The 18,675-nt window shown below is 68.1% G+C and carries 16 protein-coding genes; 4 read left to right on the top strand and 12 right to left on the bottom strand.

The window, feature by feature from the left end:
• Nucleotides 1–39: 39 nt before the first annotated feature.
• Nucleotides 40–1,602 carry a malate:quinone oxidoreductase gene (locus tag ACFQ91_RS03875; RefSeq protein WP_198498289.1) on the top strand — a complete coding sequence of 521 codons (1,563 nt, stop codon included), beginning with the start codon at nt 40–42 and terminating at the stop codon, nt 1,600–1,602.
• Nucleotides 1,603–1,604: 2 nt separating this feature from the next.
• Here the strand turns inward: ACFQ91_RS03875 and ACFQ91_RS03870 are convergent, their stop codons facing one another.
• Nucleotides 1,605–2,441 (bottom strand): helix-turn-helix domain-containing protein, encoded by an 837-nt coding sequence (locus ACFQ91_RS03870; protein WP_232623538.1) that lies wholly within the window; start codon nt 2,439–2,441, stop codon nt 1,605–1,607.
• A gap of 117 nt (nt 2,442–2,558) precedes the next feature.
• Here ACFQ91_RS03870 and ACFQ91_RS03865 point away from each other — a divergent pair, with 117 nt between their 5' ends.
• Nucleotides 2,559–2,969: a VOC family protein gene (locus ACFQ91_RS03865; RefSeq protein WP_232623537.1), complete on the top strand. Its 411-nt coding sequence runs from the start codon at nt 2,559–2,561 to the stop codon at nt 2,967–2,969.
• An 81-nt stretch (nt 2,970–3,050) separates the two neighbouring features.
• On the opposite strand, the gene ACFQ91_RS03860 is transcribed toward ACFQ91_RS03865, so the two are convergent.
• From ACFQ91_RS03860 to ACFQ91_RS03845, 4 genes are all read right to left on the bottom strand, one after another.
• Complete coding sequence (locus ACFQ91_RS03860; RefSeq protein WP_198498287.1) at nt 3,051–4,199, bottom strand: ATP-binding protein; 1,149 nt, start codon at nt 4,197–4,199, stop codon at nt 3,051–3,053.
• A 157-nt stretch (nt 4,200–4,356) separates the two neighbouring features.
• The gene (locus ACFQ91_RS03855) at nt 4,357–4,794 is read right to left on the bottom strand and encodes a hypothetical protein (RefSeq protein ID WP_198498286.1); all 438 of its coding nucleotides are present in this window, start codon (nt 4,792–4,794) and stop codon (nt 4,357–4,359) included.
• A 205-nt stretch (nt 4,795–4,999) separates the two neighbouring features.
• Nucleotides 5,000–6,538: a sodium/proline symporter gene (locus ACFQ91_RS03850; RefSeq protein ID WP_198498285.1), complete on the bottom strand. Its 1,539-nt coding sequence runs from the start codon at nt 6,536–6,538 to the stop codon at nt 5,000–5,002.
• On the bottom strand, nt 6,535–6,819 hold the full coding sequence (locus tag ACFQ91_RS03845) for a hypothetical protein (protein ID WP_198501039.1): 285 nt from the start codon (nt 6,817–6,819) through the stop codon (nt 6,535–6,537). Before ACFQ91_RS03845 ends, ACFQ91_RS03850 begins: the two co-directional genes overlap by 4 nt.
• Nucleotides 6,820–6,951: 132 nt before the next feature.
• Between ACFQ91_RS03845 and ACFQ91_RS03840 the strand changes: the two genes are divergently transcribed.
• Nucleotides 6,952–8,979: an acetoacetate--CoA ligase gene (locus tag ACFQ91_RS03840; protein WP_198498284.1), complete on the top strand. Its 2,028-nt coding sequence runs from the start codon at nt 6,952–6,954 to the stop codon at nt 8,977–8,979.
• Between the two features lie 4 nt (nt 8,980–8,983).
• On the opposite strand, the gene ACFQ91_RS03835 is transcribed toward ACFQ91_RS03840, so the two are convergent.
• From ACFQ91_RS03835 to ACFQ91_RS03810, 6 genes are all read right to left on the bottom strand, one after another.
• Nucleotides 8,984–10,606: a molybdopterin-dependent oxidoreductase gene (locus tag ACFQ91_RS03835; protein WP_198498283.1), complete on the bottom strand. Its 1,623-nt coding sequence runs from the start codon at nt 10,604–10,606 to the stop codon at nt 8,984–8,986.
• A 3-nt stretch (nt 10,607–10,609) separates the two neighbouring features.
• The gene (locus ACFQ91_RS03830) at nt 10,610–10,939 is read right to left on the bottom strand and encodes a hypothetical protein (RefSeq protein WP_198498282.1); all 330 of its coding nucleotides are present in this window, start codon (nt 10,937–10,939) and stop codon (nt 10,610–10,612) included.
• A 36-nt stretch (nt 10,940–10,975) separates the two neighbouring features.
• A complete protein-coding gene (locus ACFQ91_RS03825; protein WP_376870695.1) occupies nt 10,976–11,773 on the bottom strand; it encodes a Bax inhibitor-1/YccA family protein in 798 nt (265 codons plus the stop codon).
• Between the two features lie 229 nt (nt 11,774–12,002).
• Complete coding sequence (locus ACFQ91_RS03820; RefSeq protein WP_198498281.1) at nt 12,003–13,586, bottom strand: AbgT family transporter; 1,584 nt, start codon at nt 13,584–13,586, stop codon at nt 12,003–12,005.
• Nucleotides 13,587–13,952: 366 nt separating this feature from the next.
• Complete coding sequence (locus tag ACFQ91_RS03815) at nt 13,953–15,038, bottom strand: inositol-3-phosphate synthase (RefSeq protein ID WP_198498280.1); 1,086 nt, start codon at nt 15,036–15,038, stop codon at nt 13,953–13,955.
• Nucleotides 15,039–15,162: 124 nt separating this feature from the next.
• Nucleotides 15,163–16,755 (bottom strand): peptide chain release factor 3, encoded by a 1,593-nt coding sequence (locus ACFQ91_RS03810; RefSeq protein WP_198498279.1) that lies wholly within the window; start codon nt 16,753–16,755, stop codon nt 15,163–15,165.
• Between the two features lie 103 nt (nt 16,756–16,858).
• Between ACFQ91_RS03810 and ACFQ91_RS03805 the strand changes: the two genes are divergently transcribed.
• The gene (locus ACFQ91_RS03805; RefSeq protein ID WP_198498278.1) at nt 16,859–17,239 is read left to right on the top strand and encodes a hypothetical protein; all 381 of its coding nucleotides are present in this window, start codon (nt 16,859–16,861) and stop codon (nt 17,237–17,239) included.
• 285 nt (nt 17,240–17,524) lie between these two features.
• On the opposite strand, the gene ACFQ91_RS03800 is transcribed toward ACFQ91_RS03805, so the two are convergent.
• A complete protein-coding gene (locus tag ACFQ91_RS03800) occupies nt 17,525–18,562 on the bottom strand; it encodes a hypothetical protein (RefSeq protein WP_198498277.1) in 1,038 nt (345 codons plus the stop codon).
• Between the last annotated feature and the right edge of the window lie 113 nt (nt 18,563–18,675).

The raw sequence follows: 18,675 nt of genomic DNA, 5'->3' as shown, positions 1-18,675 counted from the left end.
CCACCGCCCGTTCTCACACTCGACCATGAGGAGACCACGATGACCACCCGCCCACGGTCGGACTCGACCGCCGATCTCGCCGCTGCCGACGTCGTCCTCATCGGCGGCGGCATCATGTCCGCGACACTCGGATCGATGCTCGCCGTCCTCGAACCGACGTGGCGCATCGTCATGCTCGAGAAAGCCTCCGACATCGCCGCGGAGAGCAGCGATCCGTGGAACAACGCCGGGACCGGGCACTCAGGCTTCTGCGAGCTCAACTACATGCCCGATCCGCAGGACGGCACTAGGCCCGCGGCGATCGCCGAGCAGTTCCAGCTCAGCCGCCAGTGGTGGTCCTCCCTCGCCGAGGCGGGTCTCATCGATCCGCGGGACTTCATCCACTCCGCGGCCCACGTCAATCTCGTCTTCGGCCGCCGCGACGTCGACTACCTGCGCACGCGCGTGGCGACGCTGCGCACCGATCCCCTCTTCGCCGACATGGAGTACACCGAGGACCCCGCGGTCATCGCCGACTGGGCGCCGCTGACGATGGACGGCAGAGGGGTCGGGGACGAGCCGATGGCCGCGGCCCGGTCACCGCGGGGCACTGACATCGACTTCGGAGCGCTGACGACGGCGCTGACGACGGTGATCACCGGGGCCGGTGGGACTGAGCGGGACCGCGACGACGCGGCGAGCGAGGTGCTCACCGGGCACGAGGTCACCGGGCTGCGTCGCGACGGCGATGGCTGGGTCGTCACGGGCACTGCGCGCCCGACGGACTCCGATGGAGGTTCGCGTCGCTTCTCGCTGCGCGCCGGCACGGTGTTCGTCGGGGCCGGCGGGTACGCTCTGCGCCTGTTGCAGAAGGCGAGGATCCCCGAGGTCAGAGGGTATGCGGTGCTGCCGGTTGGGGCCGCGTTCTACCGCTGTTCGACGCCGGCCGTCGTCCGCCGCCACGACGCGAAGGTCTACGGTCAGGCCGAAGTCGGCGCCCCGCCGATGTCCGTGCCGCACCTCGACAAGCGCATCATCGACGGCGAGGAGCACCTGCTGTTCGGACCGTTCGCGACCTTCAGCACGAAACTGCTGAAGAACGGCCGGCTCAGTGACTTCTTCACGACGCTGCGTCCCGACAACCTCCCTGTCATCGCCGCTGCCGGTCTGCAGAACCTCGGCCTCGTCCGATACCTCATCGGGCAGCTCGCCGCGAGTCCGGCGCGGAAGTTCGCGCAGGTGCGCCGCTACTATCCGCGGGCGAGGCAGAACGAGTGGGAGCTCGTCCCCGCCGGCCAGCGCGCCCAGCTCGTCACCCCGGACCCGCAGCGGATCGGTGTGCTCCAGCAGGGCACCGAGCTCGTCGTGACCGCCGACGGGTCGATCGCCGGCCTCCTCGGCGCCTCGCCCGGCGCGTCGACGGCGGTGCCGATCATGGTCGACCTGCTTCGCCGCGCGTTCCCGGCCGCATGGCACCGCCGGTGGAAGGCGACGATGGGACGGGCGATTCCCGATCTCGACCGAGATTCCTGGGACGCCGAGGCGGTGGCGTCGAGCACTGCCGCCACGAATCGGGCGCTCGGGTTGGGGTCGCCGTCGCGGGCGGTCGGGTCAGAGCGCTGAGCTCACGGGCGGACCTCCTCACCTCTGCCGACCTCAGACTGTGGTGCGTGACGCGGGGACGCCGCCGCGTACTCGGCGGGCCGGCAGCCGGTGTGGCGGAGGAAGTCGGTGGTGAAGTGCGACTGGTCGAACCAGCCCAACTCGTTCGCCAGGTCACCGAGCGGTCCGTCCCAACCGCGATCGAGCGCGGCCACCGCGTCGCTGACCCGCGCCCTGATGAGGATCCGCTTGACGCCGACCCCGCAGTGGTCGAGGAAGAGACGCTGCAGGCTGCGCTCGCTCATCGCCATACCCGCGGCGAGCCTGCCGAGGTTCGTCGTCGCGGGGTCGGCCATGAGGGCGAGCGCGCGACGCACCCGGGAGTACCCGTCGGTGAGCACGGGAGCGCGCGCGAGCAGCCAGCGGTCGAGCACCTCGGCGGCAGACCGAAGATCCTGCGGCACCTCAAGGTCCTCATCGATGCTGGGAAACCACTGTGCCGCGGGGACCGTCGTGTCGCGGATGCTCGCCGGTCGCTCCCGGGCGAAGGCGAGCGTCCCACCGAGGCGGAACTTCACTCCGACGACCCCACCGGTGCCGGACAGTCCGACGTCGAAGCGCGTGCGCGTCACCGGACCGGTCACCCACATCCCCGGCCCCGGTGTGTCGGCCCGCCGCAGCCGACCCCACTCGGAGGTGAGGTTGATCGCCGGTTCCGACACCGTCGTCGCACGGTACCGCTCCCCCGGCCCGAGGTCCCAGGTCACCGACCAGTAGCGCTCCACCCAGGGGCTGAGCGCCTCGTCGGGCACCGCGGAGGCGTAGCGCGCGTGGTCGAGGAGCTCCCTCGGACGCAGCACCCGTCCCAGCCAGTGATCCGGCGGTCGGGTCGCGGGCCCGCACGCGAGCGCGCCGGACGCCGCACTTGGCGGATTTTTCCTAGCGACGCCGTCGTCCATGACACAAGAATGGCAGACATGACTGACACAGAGACGAACTCGACCCCGACCGACACCTCCCAGGCCCCCGTCGCGGCGCTCGCGATGGTCACCCTCGACGCTCCGGACGCCGCGTCACTCGGCGAATTCTGGTCGGCGGTCCTCGGCTGGCCGATCTCCTATTCCGACGAGAACTACGCGATGCTCACCGGACCTTCGAATGCGCTCGGCATCGGGACGATCCCCGACTACCAGCGACCGGACTGGCCCGACGACGGACGCAAGCAGTTCCACTTCGACCTCGCCGCCGACGACGTCGAGGCGGCGGCCGCGAAGATCGTCGAGCTCGGTGCCACCCGGGCCGATCCGCAGCCCGGGGACACGTGGGTCGTCCTCCTCGACCCCGCCGGTCATCCGTTCTGCGTCACGGACGCCAAGGCCTGGGGCTGAGTGCCGGCCGCCTCGGTGACGGGGCATCACCAGGTGCTCGCACCGGCCGGCACATCGAGGGCCCGATGCGGGCCCCGGCGGTCAGCGGTCCCCGGTGCGGTCGCGCACGTACTCCCGGAAGTGCGGAATGACGATGCGCACGACCCCGTGCGCCGGCGCCTCGATGACCCCGTGGGCGAGGAGCATGCGGCGGTAGTCGTTGGCGGTCTGCTTCTTCGCGCCGAGGCGGTCGGCGATCTCCCCGGTGTGCGAGATGTCCTCGTCGTCGGCCATCGCCGCCAGGTACTTCCGCGCCCCGGGCGTCAGTGCGGCGAGCGTCGGTTCGTAGATCTGCTGGATGAGGATCTGCTTGGCCTCGTCGACGACCGATTCGACGTCGGTGCGGGCGATGCGGTCAGCCTCTCCCGCCGCGCGCCAGGCCAGATCCCCGATGATCTGGACCATGTACGGGTAGCCGAGCGAGACTTGCGCCCCGAGGTCGAGGGCCGCCTCGTCGAAGCCCTTCCCCGCTTCCTCCGCGGGAAGCCGGAGAGCGAGCTTCGTGTCCTCAGCGGAGAAGCTGCCGAGGTTGATCCGGTCGGCCCGGCGGAGGAAGGTCGAGACCTCGTCGTTGACGATCGTGTCGATGCTCGCCGGCAGCCCCGCGGCGACGAACGCGAGCGGCGCCTCCTGGGACATCGCGTACGCCACGGCGTCGGTGACGGCCCGGAACTCGTCGATGTTCGACCGGTGCACCTCGTCGAGGGCGATGACGAGCCCGGTGCCGTGGGCATCGAGGATCTCGAGGACGGACATGAGGTGGTGCCGGAAGTCCGGCTGCAGCGCGCTCGTCGTCTCCGTCCGGGTGGTCAGACCTCCGGCGCCGCCGGGCAGCGTGAAGCCGACGATCTTCGACTTCGTCGTCTCATGGGCGTCGTGGGCCTCGAGCACTTCGGGCAGTCGGGCCTGCGTGAGCCGGTCGACGAATCCCGGCGACGCCTGCTCCCGGACGGTCAGCCACTGCCGTGACTCCGCGACGTCTTCGAAGATGTTGAGCAGCACCGTCTTGCCGACACCGCGCTGACCGGTGACGAACACGGTCCGTCCCGTGCCGCCGCGCTGATCGAGCGCCCGCGCGAACGCGTTGACCTCCGGTTGGCGACCGACCGCCACAGGCGGTGTCGTGCCGAATCCGGGCCGATACGGCGACTCCTCGTTGGCCGCCGACGACGGCGGGATGACAATGGTCATCGGGACCCCCAGGTGCGTGTGACGATGCGGTCTTCACTCTCGACCGTACATTACCGTATATTCCGTATTTGCCGTAGGTATATGCCGACATCACGGGTGCTCCCGATTCCGCGCACCTCACTACCGGTGAGCGTCGCGACGATCAGCGCTCCCGCGATCACCGCTTCGCAACCCGCACGATGTAGTGCGACCCGTCGAGACCATCGACGAGAAACGTCGCGCTGTGCGTCGAGTTCGCGCCTGTGACCACCCAATTCGGCTTGAGCACGAACTTGGCCTGTCCCGCCTGTTCGAGGTCGATGCGCATGCCCAGCTTGACGGTCCGCGTCACGCTGGTGCGCACCAGGTTGCGCGCCGCGCGCTCGGCGTCGGTCCGACCAGCGTCGTCTCCGACGAGGTGGGCCCAGGCTGAAGCGCTGTGCCGATCCGAACTCGTCAACGGTTCGGTCCGCGGACTGAAGTCGGCAATTGCGGCGCTCCCCGTCGTGGCGTTGACGAGGACGTGGACGGTGCCACCGTGGGCTGACTTTCCCTGCCGAGAGAAAACGCCTCGAGTCCGCACGTCGATCGCAATCGACCAGAACGGGTGGGCCACGGCTCTGGCCTCAGCCTCAGCACCCGGGAGCTTGCGCCGGAACACCGCGACCGCCTCGGCGGCGGTGACCGGGGCCGTCAGCCGGAGGATTCGAGCGGACCGACGACCGTCACCCGACTCGGGCGCGTCGGACCTGACCTCATCGAGATCGGGCCGCCACCCAGTGTCGGGTGGCCGGTCGGCGGAGTCGGCAGACGACATCGGATCACGCATCCTTGGGCACCTGGGAGGAGAGCGCAGCGTTCTGCCCGGTGAGCATCCGTGCGGGAATCGGACCGATCTTCGCGGTCTCCTCGAGCTCTTCGACGATGTGCGCAGGCACCGGATGAGACCGCTGCGTGGCCAGGGAGACGACGATGATCGCCAGCGTCGAGGTCACGATCCCGACACCCATCGGGTCGATGCCGGTGACGTCGACGAGTCCGCTGAGCTGCCACCCCACCGAGGACACAGTCCCTGCGACCATCGAGGCGATCGCCCCGGGCACATTGGCCTTCCTCCACCACGCGGCGGCGACGTAGACGGGGACGAACGCGGCACCGAGCACGGTCGTGGAGAAGATGACCACCTCGGCGACTGCGGGCGGATCGCCCACCGCCACAACGTAGCCGCCCGCGGCGAGGATGAGGACTGTGAAGCGTGAGACCCACACGGAGGCACGCTCGCTCATGTCCCGTTTGATGAAGCGCTGGAAGAGGTCCTGACTGGCGATCGTCCCGGACTGCAGCAAAAGGGCATCAGCGGTCGACATGATCGCGGCCATGATGCCTGCCATGACGATGCCGACGGCGAAGCTCGGCAGCACGGCGTCGGCGACCTGGAACACGGCGAGTTCCGGATTGTCGAGGCCCGGCAGGATGATGAGCGCCATGATGCCGACGATGTAGGGCGCAGGGATGAAGAGCAGGTTGAATCCGGTCGCGTAGAGGCTCGCGGCCCTTGCCACCGACGGCTTCTTCATCGCCATGTGGCTGACGTTGACGTGCGGCCACCCCATGTACCCGATCGAGAAGACGAGCACAGCGCCGACGATGACGCCCCATTGGACATCGGCGTAGCCGCCGGGGCCCCACATCGTGAGCAGATTCGGGTTGATCTCGCCGACCGCCTCATTGCCGGCGGTGAACCCGCCGACGGCCTGGAGCGTGCCGATGAGGATCCACACCATGCCCACGCACATGATGATCGCCTGGACGAAGTCCGTATAGGCGACCGCGAGGTACCCGCCGAGGAAGGTGTAGAAGACGATGACGCCGACGGCGACGAGGAGGGCCCACGCGTACGGAATCCCAGTGACCATCTCGAGGCCGCGACCGCCGGCGATGAACTGGCTCATGACGTAGAAGAAGATGCAGAACAGGGCGATGGGGGCGGCGATCGCCCGGATCCACTTCGACGGGTACCTCTGTTCGAGATAGCCGATCGACGTCAGCGACCCGAGGATCTGGGAGAGCTTGCGCATCCGCCGGCCGAGGATCGAGAGGTTGAGCACCCCGCCGCCGATGTCCCCCATCGCGTACCACAGCGAGAAGTACCCCTGCGTGTAGCCGAGGGACCCGGCGCCGAGGAACATGTACCCCGACATCGATGAGGACTGGAGTCGCAGAGCCGTGACCGCCGGTCCCAGGCTGCGTCCACCGAGGAGGTACCCCTCCGAACCCTGGGACCCGATCCGCATCGTCCACACGCCGATTCCGGCCATGGCGATGAAGTAGATGATGAGGAACCACGTCTCGATATTCATGACCGGTCTCCGGATCCATGCGTCGGGGTGACCGTGCCGGTGGGTCCGCCCGGTCCGTCGGTGAGGGGACCGGGTGCGCCGTCGGCAGCGTCCTCAGCACCCCAGCGGCGTGAGAGGAACACGAAGACGAGGGTGTAGATCACCCAGAGCGCGGGGATGCCGAAGATGATGACGACGGTCGTCGTCGGCAGACCGAACACGAGAACCACCTCTTTGTGATGCGGGACGGAGCGCAGCAGGTGGAGACCGTGCTCCGCGCTGCGCGTCTGTGTCTGCGACACTACCGCGCAACCCGAGCATGCGTCTCACCCGCCCCCTCGTCGTGACAAGATAGGACGAGCTCAGCGCGGTGCGACGGCCTCTGCGGTCGGGGACCGTGCACGACCGTCTTCACCGACCGATGGGAGTCACGCATGGACAGGACCGAACTCTGGCAGCCGAGCCCGCAGCGCATCGAGGGCTCGCAGCTCCGGGCGTTCATGGCCCGGCTCGCCGACACCCACGGGGTTCAGACGCGCGACTACGCCGACCTCCACGCATGGAGCGTCTCCCACCTCGATGAGTTCTGGGAGGCCATCTGGTCCCACTTCGACGTCATCGGCGAGCGCGGCACCGGTCCCGTCCGGGAGGGCGATTCGATCTCCGCGACCCGCTGGTTCCCCGGCGCCGCCCTCAACTACGCGGAGAACCTGCTCCGGCAGGCCGAGGCGACCCCGGACGCCGAGGCGGTCGTCGGCCTCCACGAAACCGGTGCTCGGGAGACCCTGACGTGGGCGCAGCTGCGCGCCCAAGTCGCCTCGCTCGCCGCCCATCTGCGCCGCCTCGGCGTCGGTCCCGGCGACACCGTGTGCGCGGTGCTGCCCGCCATCGTCCAGACCCCGGTCGCCCTGCTCGCGACGGCGAGCCTCGGCGCGATCTGGTCGGTCGTCAACACCGACTTCGGGGTCGACGGCATCGCCGACCGCTTCGCCCAGATCGAACCGCGCGTCCTCTTCACCGTCGACTCCCATGAGTTCGGCGGCACCCACCGCGACCAGCTGGCCCAGCTGCCGGCCGTCCTCGAGGCCCTGCCGACCGTGCGCCACCACATCCTCGTCGACACCCTCACACAGCAGGCTGCCGGCGACCACGAAGCCAGCGGAGTCACCGGCAGCGACGCAGATGCCGCCTCCCTCACGGTGCCGAGCGCACGCTGGAGCGAGATCATCGCCGAGGAGGCGCAGCCGCAGTACGAGCGGGTCGACTTCTCCCATCCGCTCTGGGTGCTCTACTCCTCCGGCACGACCGGCCGGCCCAAGGGCATCGTCCACTCCCACGGCGGGGTCGTCCTCGAATCGCTCAAGGCCAATGCCCTCCAGTACGACGTCCGCCCCGGCGACCGCGTCCACTTCGCGGTCTCGACGACGTGGATGGTCTGGAACCTCATGATCGACGCGATGATGCGCGGGGCGACGATCATCACCTACGACGGCGCCCCGACCTGGCAGCGACCGGATCGACATCTGGCGATCTGCAGCGCGGAGCGTGCGACCCTCTTCTGCGCGGGGGCCGCGGTCCTCTCGATCGGTGCCCGCGCCGGGGCGGTGCCGAAGGACGACCTCGACTTCACATCCCTGCGCACGATCATCTCGACCGGCTCTCCCCTGCCGGCGGAGACCTGGACGTGGGCGTACGAGGCGATCAGAGCCGACATGCTCGTCGGCTCCGACTCCGGCGGCACGGACGTCGCCTCGGGCATCCTCGGGTCGAACCCGCTCGGTGCCGTGTGGCTCGGCGAGCTGCAGGGCCCCTACCTCGGCGTCGACGCCCGCATCGTCGACGGCGACGGGCAGAGCGTCGAGGGAGAGGTCGGCGAGCTCGTCATCGCCGCCCCGATGCCCTCGATGCCCGTGATGTTCTGGAACGACCCGGACGGGTCGAAGTACCGGGCGGCGTACTTCGACGACTTCGCGGGCCTGTGGCGGCAGGGCGATTGGGCGACGAAGATCCCCGGCGGCGGATACGTCATCCACGGCCGGTCGGACGCGACGATCAATCGGGGCGGCATCCGCATGGGCTCGGCCGACATCACCCACGTCGTCGATCAGGTGCCCGGTGTCGCCGAATCGATGGTCCTCGGTGCCGAACTGCCCGGCGGCGGGTACTTCATGCCGCTGTTCGTCGTGCCCGACCCGGGCACGGAGGTCGACGCTGACCTGAGATCCGCGATCACCGAGGCGATCCGCTCCCGCCTGTCCCCGCGCTACGTGCCCGATGAGATCATCGCGGCCCCCGGCATCCCGAAGACGCGGACGGGCAAGACGATGGAGGTGCCGATCAAACGCGTCATCCAGGGCGGTGATCCGGCGGCCGTCAATCGCACGACCGCGGTCGACCCGACGATCGTCGACTGGTACGTCGACGTCGCCCGCGACGTCGCGCAGCGCCACCCCACCGGCTGATGTCCTAGTCGACGCGGAAGTCCCGGTCGTGCAGACCCGTCGCACTGCCGGGGATCGCCGGCCTGCGGTCGGAGATCTGGACGTTGCCGTCCTTGTCCGTCGCCCGCACAGTCACCGTGTGCGACCCGGGTGCGACTCCGGTGAAGACGAACCGCCACTGCCGCCACGTGTCGACGGTGAGCTCCTCGCTGAGTTCGGCGGTGTTCCAGTCGCCGTTGTCGATGCGCACCTGCACCTGCTCGATCCCGGAATGCTGCGCCCACGCCATGCCCGCGGTCACGACTCGCCCGTCCTGTGCCGCCACGGTCGACCCGGCCCGGGGCACGTCGACGCGGGAGGCCACGAGCACGGGTCCGTGGGTCGACCAGCCGCGCGTCGTCCAGTACGCCTGCTTGTCGGCGAACCGAGTGACCTCGAGACTCGTCACCCATTTCGTCGCAGACACGAACCCGTAGAGCCCGGGCACGACGAGGCGGGCGGGAAAGCCGTGGTCGCGCGGCAGGGGCTCACCATTCATCCCCACGGCCAGCAGGGCGGCGCGGTCGTCGGTGAGGACCTCGAGCGGCGTCGAGGCGGTGAAGCCGTCATCGGATCCCGACAGCACCATGTCCGCGCCTGCCTGCGGACCGGCCCGGGCGAGGAGTTCGCGGATCGGGTAGCCCAGCCATTTCGCGTTCCCGATGAGGTCGCCGCCGACCTCGTTCGACACGCAGGTCAGCGTCACATAGTGCTCTTCGAGCGGGAGGCCGAGGAGCTCCTCCATCGTCACCGTCACCTCCCGGTCGACCATGCCGTGGATGCGCAGCGACCACGAATCCGCGGCGACCGCGGGCGGGACGAGGGCCGTGTCGATGCGGTAGAACTCCGCATTCGGGGTGACGATCGGCGCGAGGTCCTCGATGTCGAGCTCGGCACCGTCCGGGACCGGAGGCGCCGAGGAGGCCGGGCGCGGCAGGACGAGCCGGGTGACCGTGCCTGCCGCATTCCGTGCGAGCACCGCCGCCGACTGCCCGGCGGCGATCGCGGCGATGCCGAGGGCGCTCAGACCCGCGGCGATGCCGAAGAACATCCGCCGATCCGGCCCGGCGTCGGTCGGCGGGGCGCCGGCAGGTGGAACCGCGTCGGACAGACCGGTCCCGCCGGGACCGACCCCGACGAGGTGCGTCTGCTCCGGCGCGGCCGCGACCAGGGCCGGCTCCGGAGCGCCGAGGCGCAGCAGCCCGAGGTAGACGGCGCAGCCGAGCAGCACGCCGCCGAGCGCGGGAGCGAAGTCGAGCAGCGTTCCGCCCGTCGTGAAGAGCAGCACGATCGGGAGGACCCCGAGACCGGCGAGGAGGACGAGTGAGAGTCCCCGCCGGGTGCGCCCGAGCAGACCGATGAGGCCGCCGACGATGACGCCGACGGCGGCGATCGTGATGATGAGGGCGAGTTTGTCATGCGTCCCGAACACCGCGATGGCGGCCTTGATGAGCACCGTCGGCATGAGCGGGATGAGCGTCTGCCCGAAGACGAGCAGCGGCGCCGAGGCGGTCGAGAGCACCCCGGCGAGGAACTCGGAGGCGCCGAAGTAGACGAGGGCGGCGACCGCGCCGGCGGTGGCGAAGACGAGCGTGCGGCGGCCGGCCATGGTCTAGGCCAGGTTCCGACGGAGGTCGACGGCGGCGGTGTGGAGACGCTCGAGCATCTCCTGCCCCCGTGCGGGCGGCAGGGTCTTCGCGGCGGCGATCCCGGTGTCGATGAGGACGACGACCTGATCGGCGAGACTGTGGTCGCCGATATCGGGCACCGGGCGCCCCGCCGAGCCGATCCGCGAGAACTCCGCGAGCGCCTCGGCGATGGTCTGCCTCCGCGTCCCCGCCGCGGACTCCCCGACCTGCACGAGCTGGGTGGGGGTGAGGCCGATGATGCGGATACGCAGACGGCGGACCTCGGTGTCGAGGTCCGCCGTCGTGTCGTTCATGTGCTCATCCTACGCGCCGGATTCGGCGCGCAGGCCTCAGTTCCTGAAGTAGGAGAGGAGGCGCAGGATTTCGATGTAGAGCCAGACGAGCGTGGTCATGAGCGAGAACGCGCACAGCCACGAGAAGCGCTCGGGAATGCGCTGCTTGACGCCTTCCTCGATCATCTGGAAGTCCATGATCAGGGTCATCGCGGCGAGCACGGTCGCGACGATGCCGATGACGATGCCCAGCGGGATGCCGAAGATCTCGATCGAGCGGGCGCCGCCGGTGCCGGTGAAGAGGGCGAAGCCGAAGTTGATGAGCGAGAACACGGCGTAGCCGCCGACGGCGATGAGCATGAACTTCATCATCTTCGAGCCGTAGCGCACACCCTTGAACTTGAAGAGGGCGAGCATGACACCGAAGACGGACAGCGTCGCGAGCACGGCCTGGAGGACGATGCCGTCCCACTGGGCTTCGAAGATCGCGGAGATGCCGCCGAGGAACACGCCCTGGAACGCGGCGTAGCCGATGATGAGGCCCTTGTTCGGTTCGCGCTTGAACGCGTTGACGAGACCGAGGACGAGGCCGATGAGCATCGCCGGGAAGGCGAGCACGGGCACGAACCATCCGAGGACGGCGCCGGCGAGGAGGATCGCGAAGAGGATGCCCGTCTTCATCATGACGTCGTCGTACGTCATCGCCCGGTCGTCGACGGGACGACCGGTGTTGCGCTCCTGCGCTGCCGGCTGGTTGAACAGGTCGTTGAGCTGCTGGTCGGACATGACCGGCTGCTGGTTGCGTCCGGCTTGGACGCCTTCTCTGATGGTGCGGTCCATCATGGGGTTACTCACGGTCGAGATCCTTTCGATCTGAGTAGTGGTCTCGCCGTCTGGCGAGTCGAACGTCGCTTGCCAGTCTAGCCGGATCACCTGGACGGTCACTGAGGACTGCGGGGTCCGGGGACAGAGCGTTGCATGATTGCAACACTTCTGCCGACCCGGGTATTCCGCTGCCGGTACGACGCCCGGCCGTCCCCGGCGCGCGAATGGCTGCGGTGGACCGCCTCGGCGAGGTGGGGGCTCAGTTCATCGAGTAGTCCATGGCCGCGCCGGGACCCCACGGGATGCCGGTGAACCACCAGATGAAGAAGAGCAGACCCCAGAAGAGGAACATCGTGAACGAGAGCGGGATCGTGAACGACAGCAGCGTGCCGATGCCCGCGTCCTTCTTGTACCGCTGGATGAAGCCGAGGACGACGACGAAGTACGGCGACATCGGGGAGATGATGTTCGTCGTCGAATCGCCGATCCGGTAGAGCGCCTGCGTCGTCTCCGGGGAGATCGACAGGAGCATGAACATCGGCACGAGGACCGGGGCCATGAGCGTCCACAGACCCGACCCGGAGGTGAGGAAGAGCGCGCCGAGGGCGACGAGCAGCCAGCCGCCGAGCAGGATGACGAAGGTGCTCGTCTCGAGCGAGCCGAAGAGGTCGGCTCCCCGGATCGCGAGGATCTCACCGAGGCTCGACATCTTGAAGAGGGCGAGGAACTGGCTGGCGGCGAAGAAGAGGACGATGACGGGCACGAACGGCAGCAGCCCCTTGCCCATCATCTCCGGGATGTCGGAGACCTTCGTGATCGACCCGGTCGCGTACCCGTAGACGATGCCGACGATGAAGAAGCCGAAGCCGATGATCGCGGCGATGCCGGCCATGAGGCCGGATTCGGGTCCGAAGCCGCCGGCTTCGTCGCGGAGGAACGAATCGGCGGGCAGGGCGAGGAGGAAGAGGATGACCGCGCAGACGACGATCGTGATGACGGCGAAGAGGACGCCGCGCTTCTCCTTGGCGTCGAGTGCCATCTTGACGTCGAAGACGTCCGGATCGTTCTCATCGGGCTCGTCGAGGACCATCGCGTCGGCGCGCTTGGACAGGAGGAGTTCGGTGACGAGGGTGATGGCACCGGCGACGACGAACATCGAGACGAAGTTGAAGTAGAAGTTCGCGACGGGGCTGACGACGTATTCGGGGTCGATGATCTGCGCCGCCGAGGTGGAGAGACCACCGAGGACGGTGTCCATCGCGTTGACCATCGGTGCGGCCGAGTACCCGCCGGAGGTCGCTGCGTAGGCGACGATGCAGCCGAGCAGCGGGTTGCGGCCCACGGCCCGGAACGCGAGTCCGCCGAGCGGGATCATGATCATGTATGAGGCGTCGGAGGCGATCGACGAGGCGGTGCCGGCGAGGGCGACGATGAAGGTGATCCACTTCGGCGAGGCCCCGGCGATCGTGCCGCGCAGCATCGCCGGGATGAGACCGGACTGTTCGGCCACGGCGACGCCGAGGAGGACGATGATGACGAGCCCGAGGGGCGGGAACGTCACGAAGTTCATCACGGCCCCGCCGACGATCTCCCGCAGGGATTCCGTCGTGAAGAGGTTCGTCACCGACACCGTCTCCCCCGTGGCCGGGTTGACGGCGCTGAGCCCGGTGGCCGAGAAGATCGCCGAGAGGATCATGACGACGACGGCGAGGGAGAGGAAGAGCCAGAAGGGATGCGGCAGCTTGTTGCCGGCCTTCTCGATGACGACGAGCACGCGCATCAGCCAGCTCAGTCGGTCGGGGCTCTGCGCCTGGGTGTCGGTGTCGGCTGTTCTCGTCGACATGGTGTCTCCTGGTTCGGGTCGGCGGTGCGCGCGGCGGCACTCTGCGGCCGACTGCACTCGGCGGATGACGTCATCCTGTGAGCGCAGTCACTGAGACAAGATACCAGGATTCGGTTGACTGCCGGGACGCATGCGGTCGGATCCGCCCGCTCGGCCGGGGTCGTGCCGGAGGAGGTGGGGACGTCGGGCGCCAGGCGTCGTGCGGGAGACGGTGGGGACGTCGGGCGCCAGGCGTCGTGCCGGAGCGGGCGGGACGCCGGGCGCCGGATGTCGGACGCTGTCGAGCAGATGCACGGATGCCGGCCACCCTGGCGGGGTAGCCGGCATCCGTGCTGTACGACGCGACGCGGTGCGGCGCCGGGACGGTCAGCGCTCGATGTCTCCGCGGATGAAGGCTTCGACGGCCTCATGCGCCGCGTCGTCGCTCTTCTGCTCCGGCGGGGACTTCATGAAGTACGACGAGGCTGAGATCAGCGCACCGCCGACACCGCGGTCGAGGCCGATCTTCGCGGCGCGCACGGCGTCGATGATGACGCCGGCGGAGTTCGGGGAGTCCCAGACCTCGAGCTTGTATTCGAGGGAGACGGGGGCGTCGCCGAAGTTGCGGCCCTCGAGGCGGACGAACGCCCACTTGCGGTCATCGAGCCATTCGACGTAGTCGCTGGGGCCGATGTGGACGTCGCGGGCGGAGAGCTCGGCCTGGGTGTTCGAGGTCACGGCCTGGGTCTTCGAGATCTTCTTCGACTCGAGGCGCTGGCGTTCGAGCATGTTCTTGAAGTCCATGTTGCCGCCGACGTTGAGCTGGTAGGTCCGGTCGAGGACGACGCCGCGGTCCTCGAAGAGCTTCGCCATGACGCGGTGGGTGATCGTCGCACCGATCTGGGACTTGATGTCGTCACCGACGATCGGCACCCCGGCGGCGCGGAACTTCTCGTCCCATTCCTTCGTCCCGGCGATGAAGACGGGCAGGGCGTTGACGAAGGCAACCTTCGCGTCGATCGCGGCCTGGGCGTAGTACTCGGTGGCTTCCTGGGAGCCGACGGGCAGGTAGCAGACGAGGACGTCGGCCTCGGCGTCGCGCAGGGCCTGGGCGACATCGACGGGGTCGGTGTCGGACTCGACGATCGTCTCGCGGTAGTACTGTCCGAGGCCGTCGAGCGTGGGACCGCGCTGGACGGTCACACCGGTCGGGGGCACCTCGGCGATGGTGATCGTGTTGTTCTCACTCGCGGTGATCGCCTCGGCGATGTCGGTGCCGACCTTCTTGCCGTCGACGTCGAACGCGGCGACGAAGTCGAGATCACCGACGTGATAGTCGCCGAATTCCACGTGCATGAGTCCGGGAACCTTCGTGCCGGGGGCAGCATCCCGGTAGTACTCGACACCCTGGATCAGCGACGACGCACAGTTGCCGAGACCGGCGATGGCGACTCGAATCTTCTTCGTTCCCACGAACTCTCCTTCTGTCCTCTCGGGTCTCCCCGCAGTCCGGGCTGCTGCGCGTGCGCGCGAACCCGAATATCCATCTTAGTGATCACGTCAAAACCGCGGAGCACCCGTCCGCGCCGGGGCCTCGTCAGCTGACGACGAGCGGTTCGAGCACGAGGTCGGGGTGGTTCTTCTGCACACCCTGCAGGCGCCAGCGGTCGGAGAACAGCGCGAGCAGCTCGCCGTCGGAGCGGCTGAGCACCTCGACGTTGCGCTCCCGGGCCAGGGTCGGCACGCACTCAGGGGTGGTGCGCCGGGCGAGGGAGAAGTTGAGGCGTTCGAGCGAGCACGGGGCGTTGAACTCGTTGTTCATCCGGTCCTCGGCGACTTCGAACTGCATCGGACCGACGGCCCCGAGGACCGGTGCCTGGTCGCCGCGCAGGTCCGAGCGCAGCACCTGGATGACGCCTTCGTGGTCGAGCTGTTCGATGCCGCGCCGGAACTGCTTGTACTTCGAGGAGTCCTTGGCGCGGATGACCATGAAGTGCTCGGGCGAGAACGTCGGGATGCCGGGGAACTCGACCTTCTTGTCGAGGTAGAGCGAATCGCCGACGCGCAGCGCGCTGGCGTTGACGAGGCCGACGACATCCCCGGGGAACGCTTCGTCGACGACGTCGCGGTCACGGCCGAAGACCTGCTGCGCGTACTTCGTCGCGAACGGCTTGCCGGTGGCCGAATGTGTGAGCACGCTGCCGCGTTCGAACACGCCCGAGCACACCCGGATGTAGGCGAGACGGTCGCGGTGGTTGGAATCCATGCCGGCCTGCACCTTGAAGACGAACCCGGAGAAGGGGGCGTCGACGTCACGGGGGTTGTCGTCCTTGTCCTCGCGCGCCTCGGCGGCCGGAGCGAGATCGACGAGCATGTCGAGGAGCTTGTGGATGCCGAAGTTGAGCACCGCCGAGGCGAACATCACCGGCGTCGACTTGCCGGCGAGGAACGTCGCCTGGTCGTGGTTCTGGTCCTCCATGTCGAGGAGCTCGGATTCGTCGACCGCCGTCGTCCACGCATCGCCTTCGAGCTCAGCGGCGGCGTCTGCCGACAGGGTCTCCTCACCGGCGATCGTCGCGCCGCCGTCGGTGCGCGTGTACTTCGTGTACTCGCCGGTGACACGGTCGAGGACGCCGCGGAAGTCACCGGAATGGCCGACCGGCCAGGTGATCGGCGTCGGCAGGAGGCCGGTGCGCTCGTGGACCTCGTCCATGAGGGCGAGCGGGTCGAGGCCCGGGCGGTCCCACTTGTTGACGACGGTGATGATCGGGATGTTGCGGTGGGCGCAGACTTCGAAGAGCTTCATCGTCTGCGACTCGAGGCCCTTCGCGGCGTCGATGAGCATGACCGCGCAGTCGACGGCGGAGAGGACGCGGTAGGTGTCCTCGGAGAAGTCCGCGTGGCCGGGGGTGTCGACGAGGTTGAAGACCGCGTCGCGATACTCGAACTGGAGGGCGGCCGAGGAGATCGAGATGCCGCGGTCCTGCTCCATCTGCATCCAGTCGGAGACGGTCGCGCGGCGGCCCGCCTTGCCGTGGGTGGCTCCGGCCTGACCGATCGCCTTCGCGTGGAGGGCGAGCGCCTCGGTGGTCGTCGATTTGCCGGCGTCCGGGTGCGAGATCACTGCGAAGGTGCGGCGACGCGCCGCCTGCGTGCGGATCTCTTTGTCAGAATATTGGCCAGAAGTCACCAAAATATCCTACCGCCGATCGGGCTGGGAGTCCCTGTCCGATCAGTCACAGTCGACCGTGATCCCAGGCTCCTTTCGGAGAGTCCGCTTAGGCTGAGTGGCGATGACTGAGGAATACGTTGACTACGCCGGCCGGTCGGAGCCGAAGGAGCGGTGGCTCAAGGCCTCCCCGCTCATCATCGCCGGCGTCCTCGGAGTCCCGCTGCTCGCGCTGGCGGTGCTCTTCTCCCTGTCGATCGCGCAGATCGCGAAGTTCATGTTCGATCTCGGCACCACAGGGTGGGACGTCGTCGGAATCGTCTTCCTCAGCCTCTCGGGTGCCCTCTGCGTGCTGCTGTGGATCGCGTTCCTCTTCATCGGTTCGCGCCGCCGCACCTGGCGCTGGCGGATCTCCTGGGCGGCCGCAGCGCTCCTCGTCGCCGCGGCACTGCCCCTGTGGTGGCTGTTCGCCGGATACCTCACCGGCAACCCCGCCCCGATGTAGCTCCGGCGGACCGCCGGAGGCCTCGCGACGTCGGGATCGTTGCGGCGCTCGGACCCCGGCGGCGTCCGGACGCCTGCGGCGCACTGCGCACTACCCGAAGCGTCACACGCCACCCGGAGCTCCACTCCCGCCTCGGCGCGCGATGCACACCGCTGAGCACCACACACACCGCGCGGCTTCACGAGAACTACCCTGAGCACGACACGCACCCCGTGCACGCGGTGTGCATGCAACTCCACGTGCGTGATGGGTCGATCGCACCGACGCAACAGGCCACCTGCGGCTTCACCAGCGCGTCGCCCGGGTCGTTCGGCCGTAGTCTGTCGCGGTCACATCGACGACCAGAGCGTCGTACATGTCCGTCATGGCGACAACAGTGTGTGCATGGTCCATCAGGAGCCCCGCGCTGTCGCCGAGCGCCTCGCGCACCGGGTCGGGCACGATCTGCCGAGAACCGTTCGCAAATGACCGCAGAAGCTTCAACCTCTGCTCCCGCGATTCAAATCCCATTTCATAGAGCAGCCAGTGGAACAGGTGCATGAGGGCGGTGTCACGATCAAAGTCGCCATGCGCGGACATCGCGTTCTCTTCTGCGGAGCTGAGAACGAAGGATGAGTGAAGAGCCAATCCGAAATCGCTGAATAGCAGCGTGCCATCGCGAACCAGAATGTTGCCCGGATGCAGATCGAAGTGCTGGAAATGTCGCGACTTCATCCACGTCGTCGCCTCGAGGATTTGGGCGACGGCGTCGGAGAATATGGTTCCTGCTCGCCGGGAGGCGACGCTGCTGCGCAGCCACGATGCCAACGTCTCTGGAACATATTCGAGCACGAGCAGCAGGCTGCTGCGTGACGCTCGGAGGGAATCGATCTCTCTTCGGATCTTCGGCCAATATCTCCCCCACCGTTGACGGACCTCTGCGACATCGAACTCACTGAAGTCGACATCGCAAGTGACATCCGCAATGCGCCAGTCCAGCAGCAGCGGGAAGAAGTCGGCCTCGCGTTCCCACACCCAAGCAGAGGTGAGCTGATGAGCAGCCAGCTCTCTTCCGACGCCGTGCGAAGGACTGACGAGACCGTAGTGACTGGTGACAGGCAGATCGAGCCAGCTCCGTGTCGCAGTGGGAGCGAGATTCTGCTCAGCGGTGAGCGGCATCTGCTTGATGAAAACCTTCGACCCTCGAAACTGCGCAACCCTTGTCGTGCCTCCGATGCCGACACCGACCACTCGTGAACCGTAGAGGAGGTCCATCGTTTCCTCGTCGTCCAGCGCAGCCAGTTCATCGGCGATTGCCTTCGCTCGAGTCAAACGATCGCTCACGACTTCACTCTAACGCCACACCCACCTCGGCGCGCGATGCACACCGCTGAGCTCCGCACACACCGCGCAGCTTCGCGAGAACTACCCGGAGCACGACACACACCCCGTGCACG

Source organism: Brevibacterium sp. NPDC056726 (genome assembly GCF_042790515.1).
GTDB classification, from domain to species: Bacteria; Actinomycetota; Actinomycetes; order Actinomycetales; family Brevibacteriaceae; genus Brevibacterium; species Brevibacterium sanguinis.
The sequence above is the reverse complement of the archived record's forward strand: the minus strand, read 5'-3'. Positions and strand labels throughout refer to the sequence as shown.

Coding starts and splice junctions, on each gene's coding strand:
- ACFQ91_RS03865 (WP_232623537.1), top strand. CDS start 2,559: ATGACTGACACAGAGACGAACTCGACCCCGACCGACACCTCCCAGGCC.
- ACFQ91_RS03850 (WP_198498285.1), bottom strand. CDS start 6,538: ATGAATATCGAGACGTGGTTCCTCATCATCTACTTCATCGCCATGGCC.
- ACFQ91_RS03860 (WP_198498287.1), bottom strand. CDS start 4,199: ATGACCATTGTCATCCCGCCGTCGTCGGCGGCCAACGAGGAGTCGCCG.
- ACFQ91_RS03830 (WP_198498282.1), bottom strand. CDS start 10,939: ATGAACGACACGACGGCGGACCTCGACACCGAGGTCCGCCGTCTGCGT.
- ACFQ91_RS03875 (WP_198498289.1), top strand. CDS start 40: ATGACCACCCGCCCACGGTCGGACTCGACCGCCGATCTCGCCGCTGCC.
- ACFQ91_RS03835 (WP_198498283.1), bottom strand. CDS start 10,606: ATGGCCGGCCGCCGCACGCTCGTCTTCGCCACCGCCGGCGCGGTCGCC.
- ACFQ91_RS03840 (WP_198498284.1), top strand. CDS start 6,952: ATGGACAGGACCGAACTCTGGCAGCCGAGCCCGCAGCGCATCGAGGGC.
- ACFQ91_RS03820 (WP_198498281.1), bottom strand. CDS start 13,586: ATGTCGACGAGAACAGCCGACACCGACACCCAGGCGCAGAGCCCCGAC.
- ACFQ91_RS03805 (WP_198498278.1), top strand. CDS start 16,859: ATGACTGAGGAATACGTTGACTACGCCGGCCGGTCGGAGCCGAAGGAG.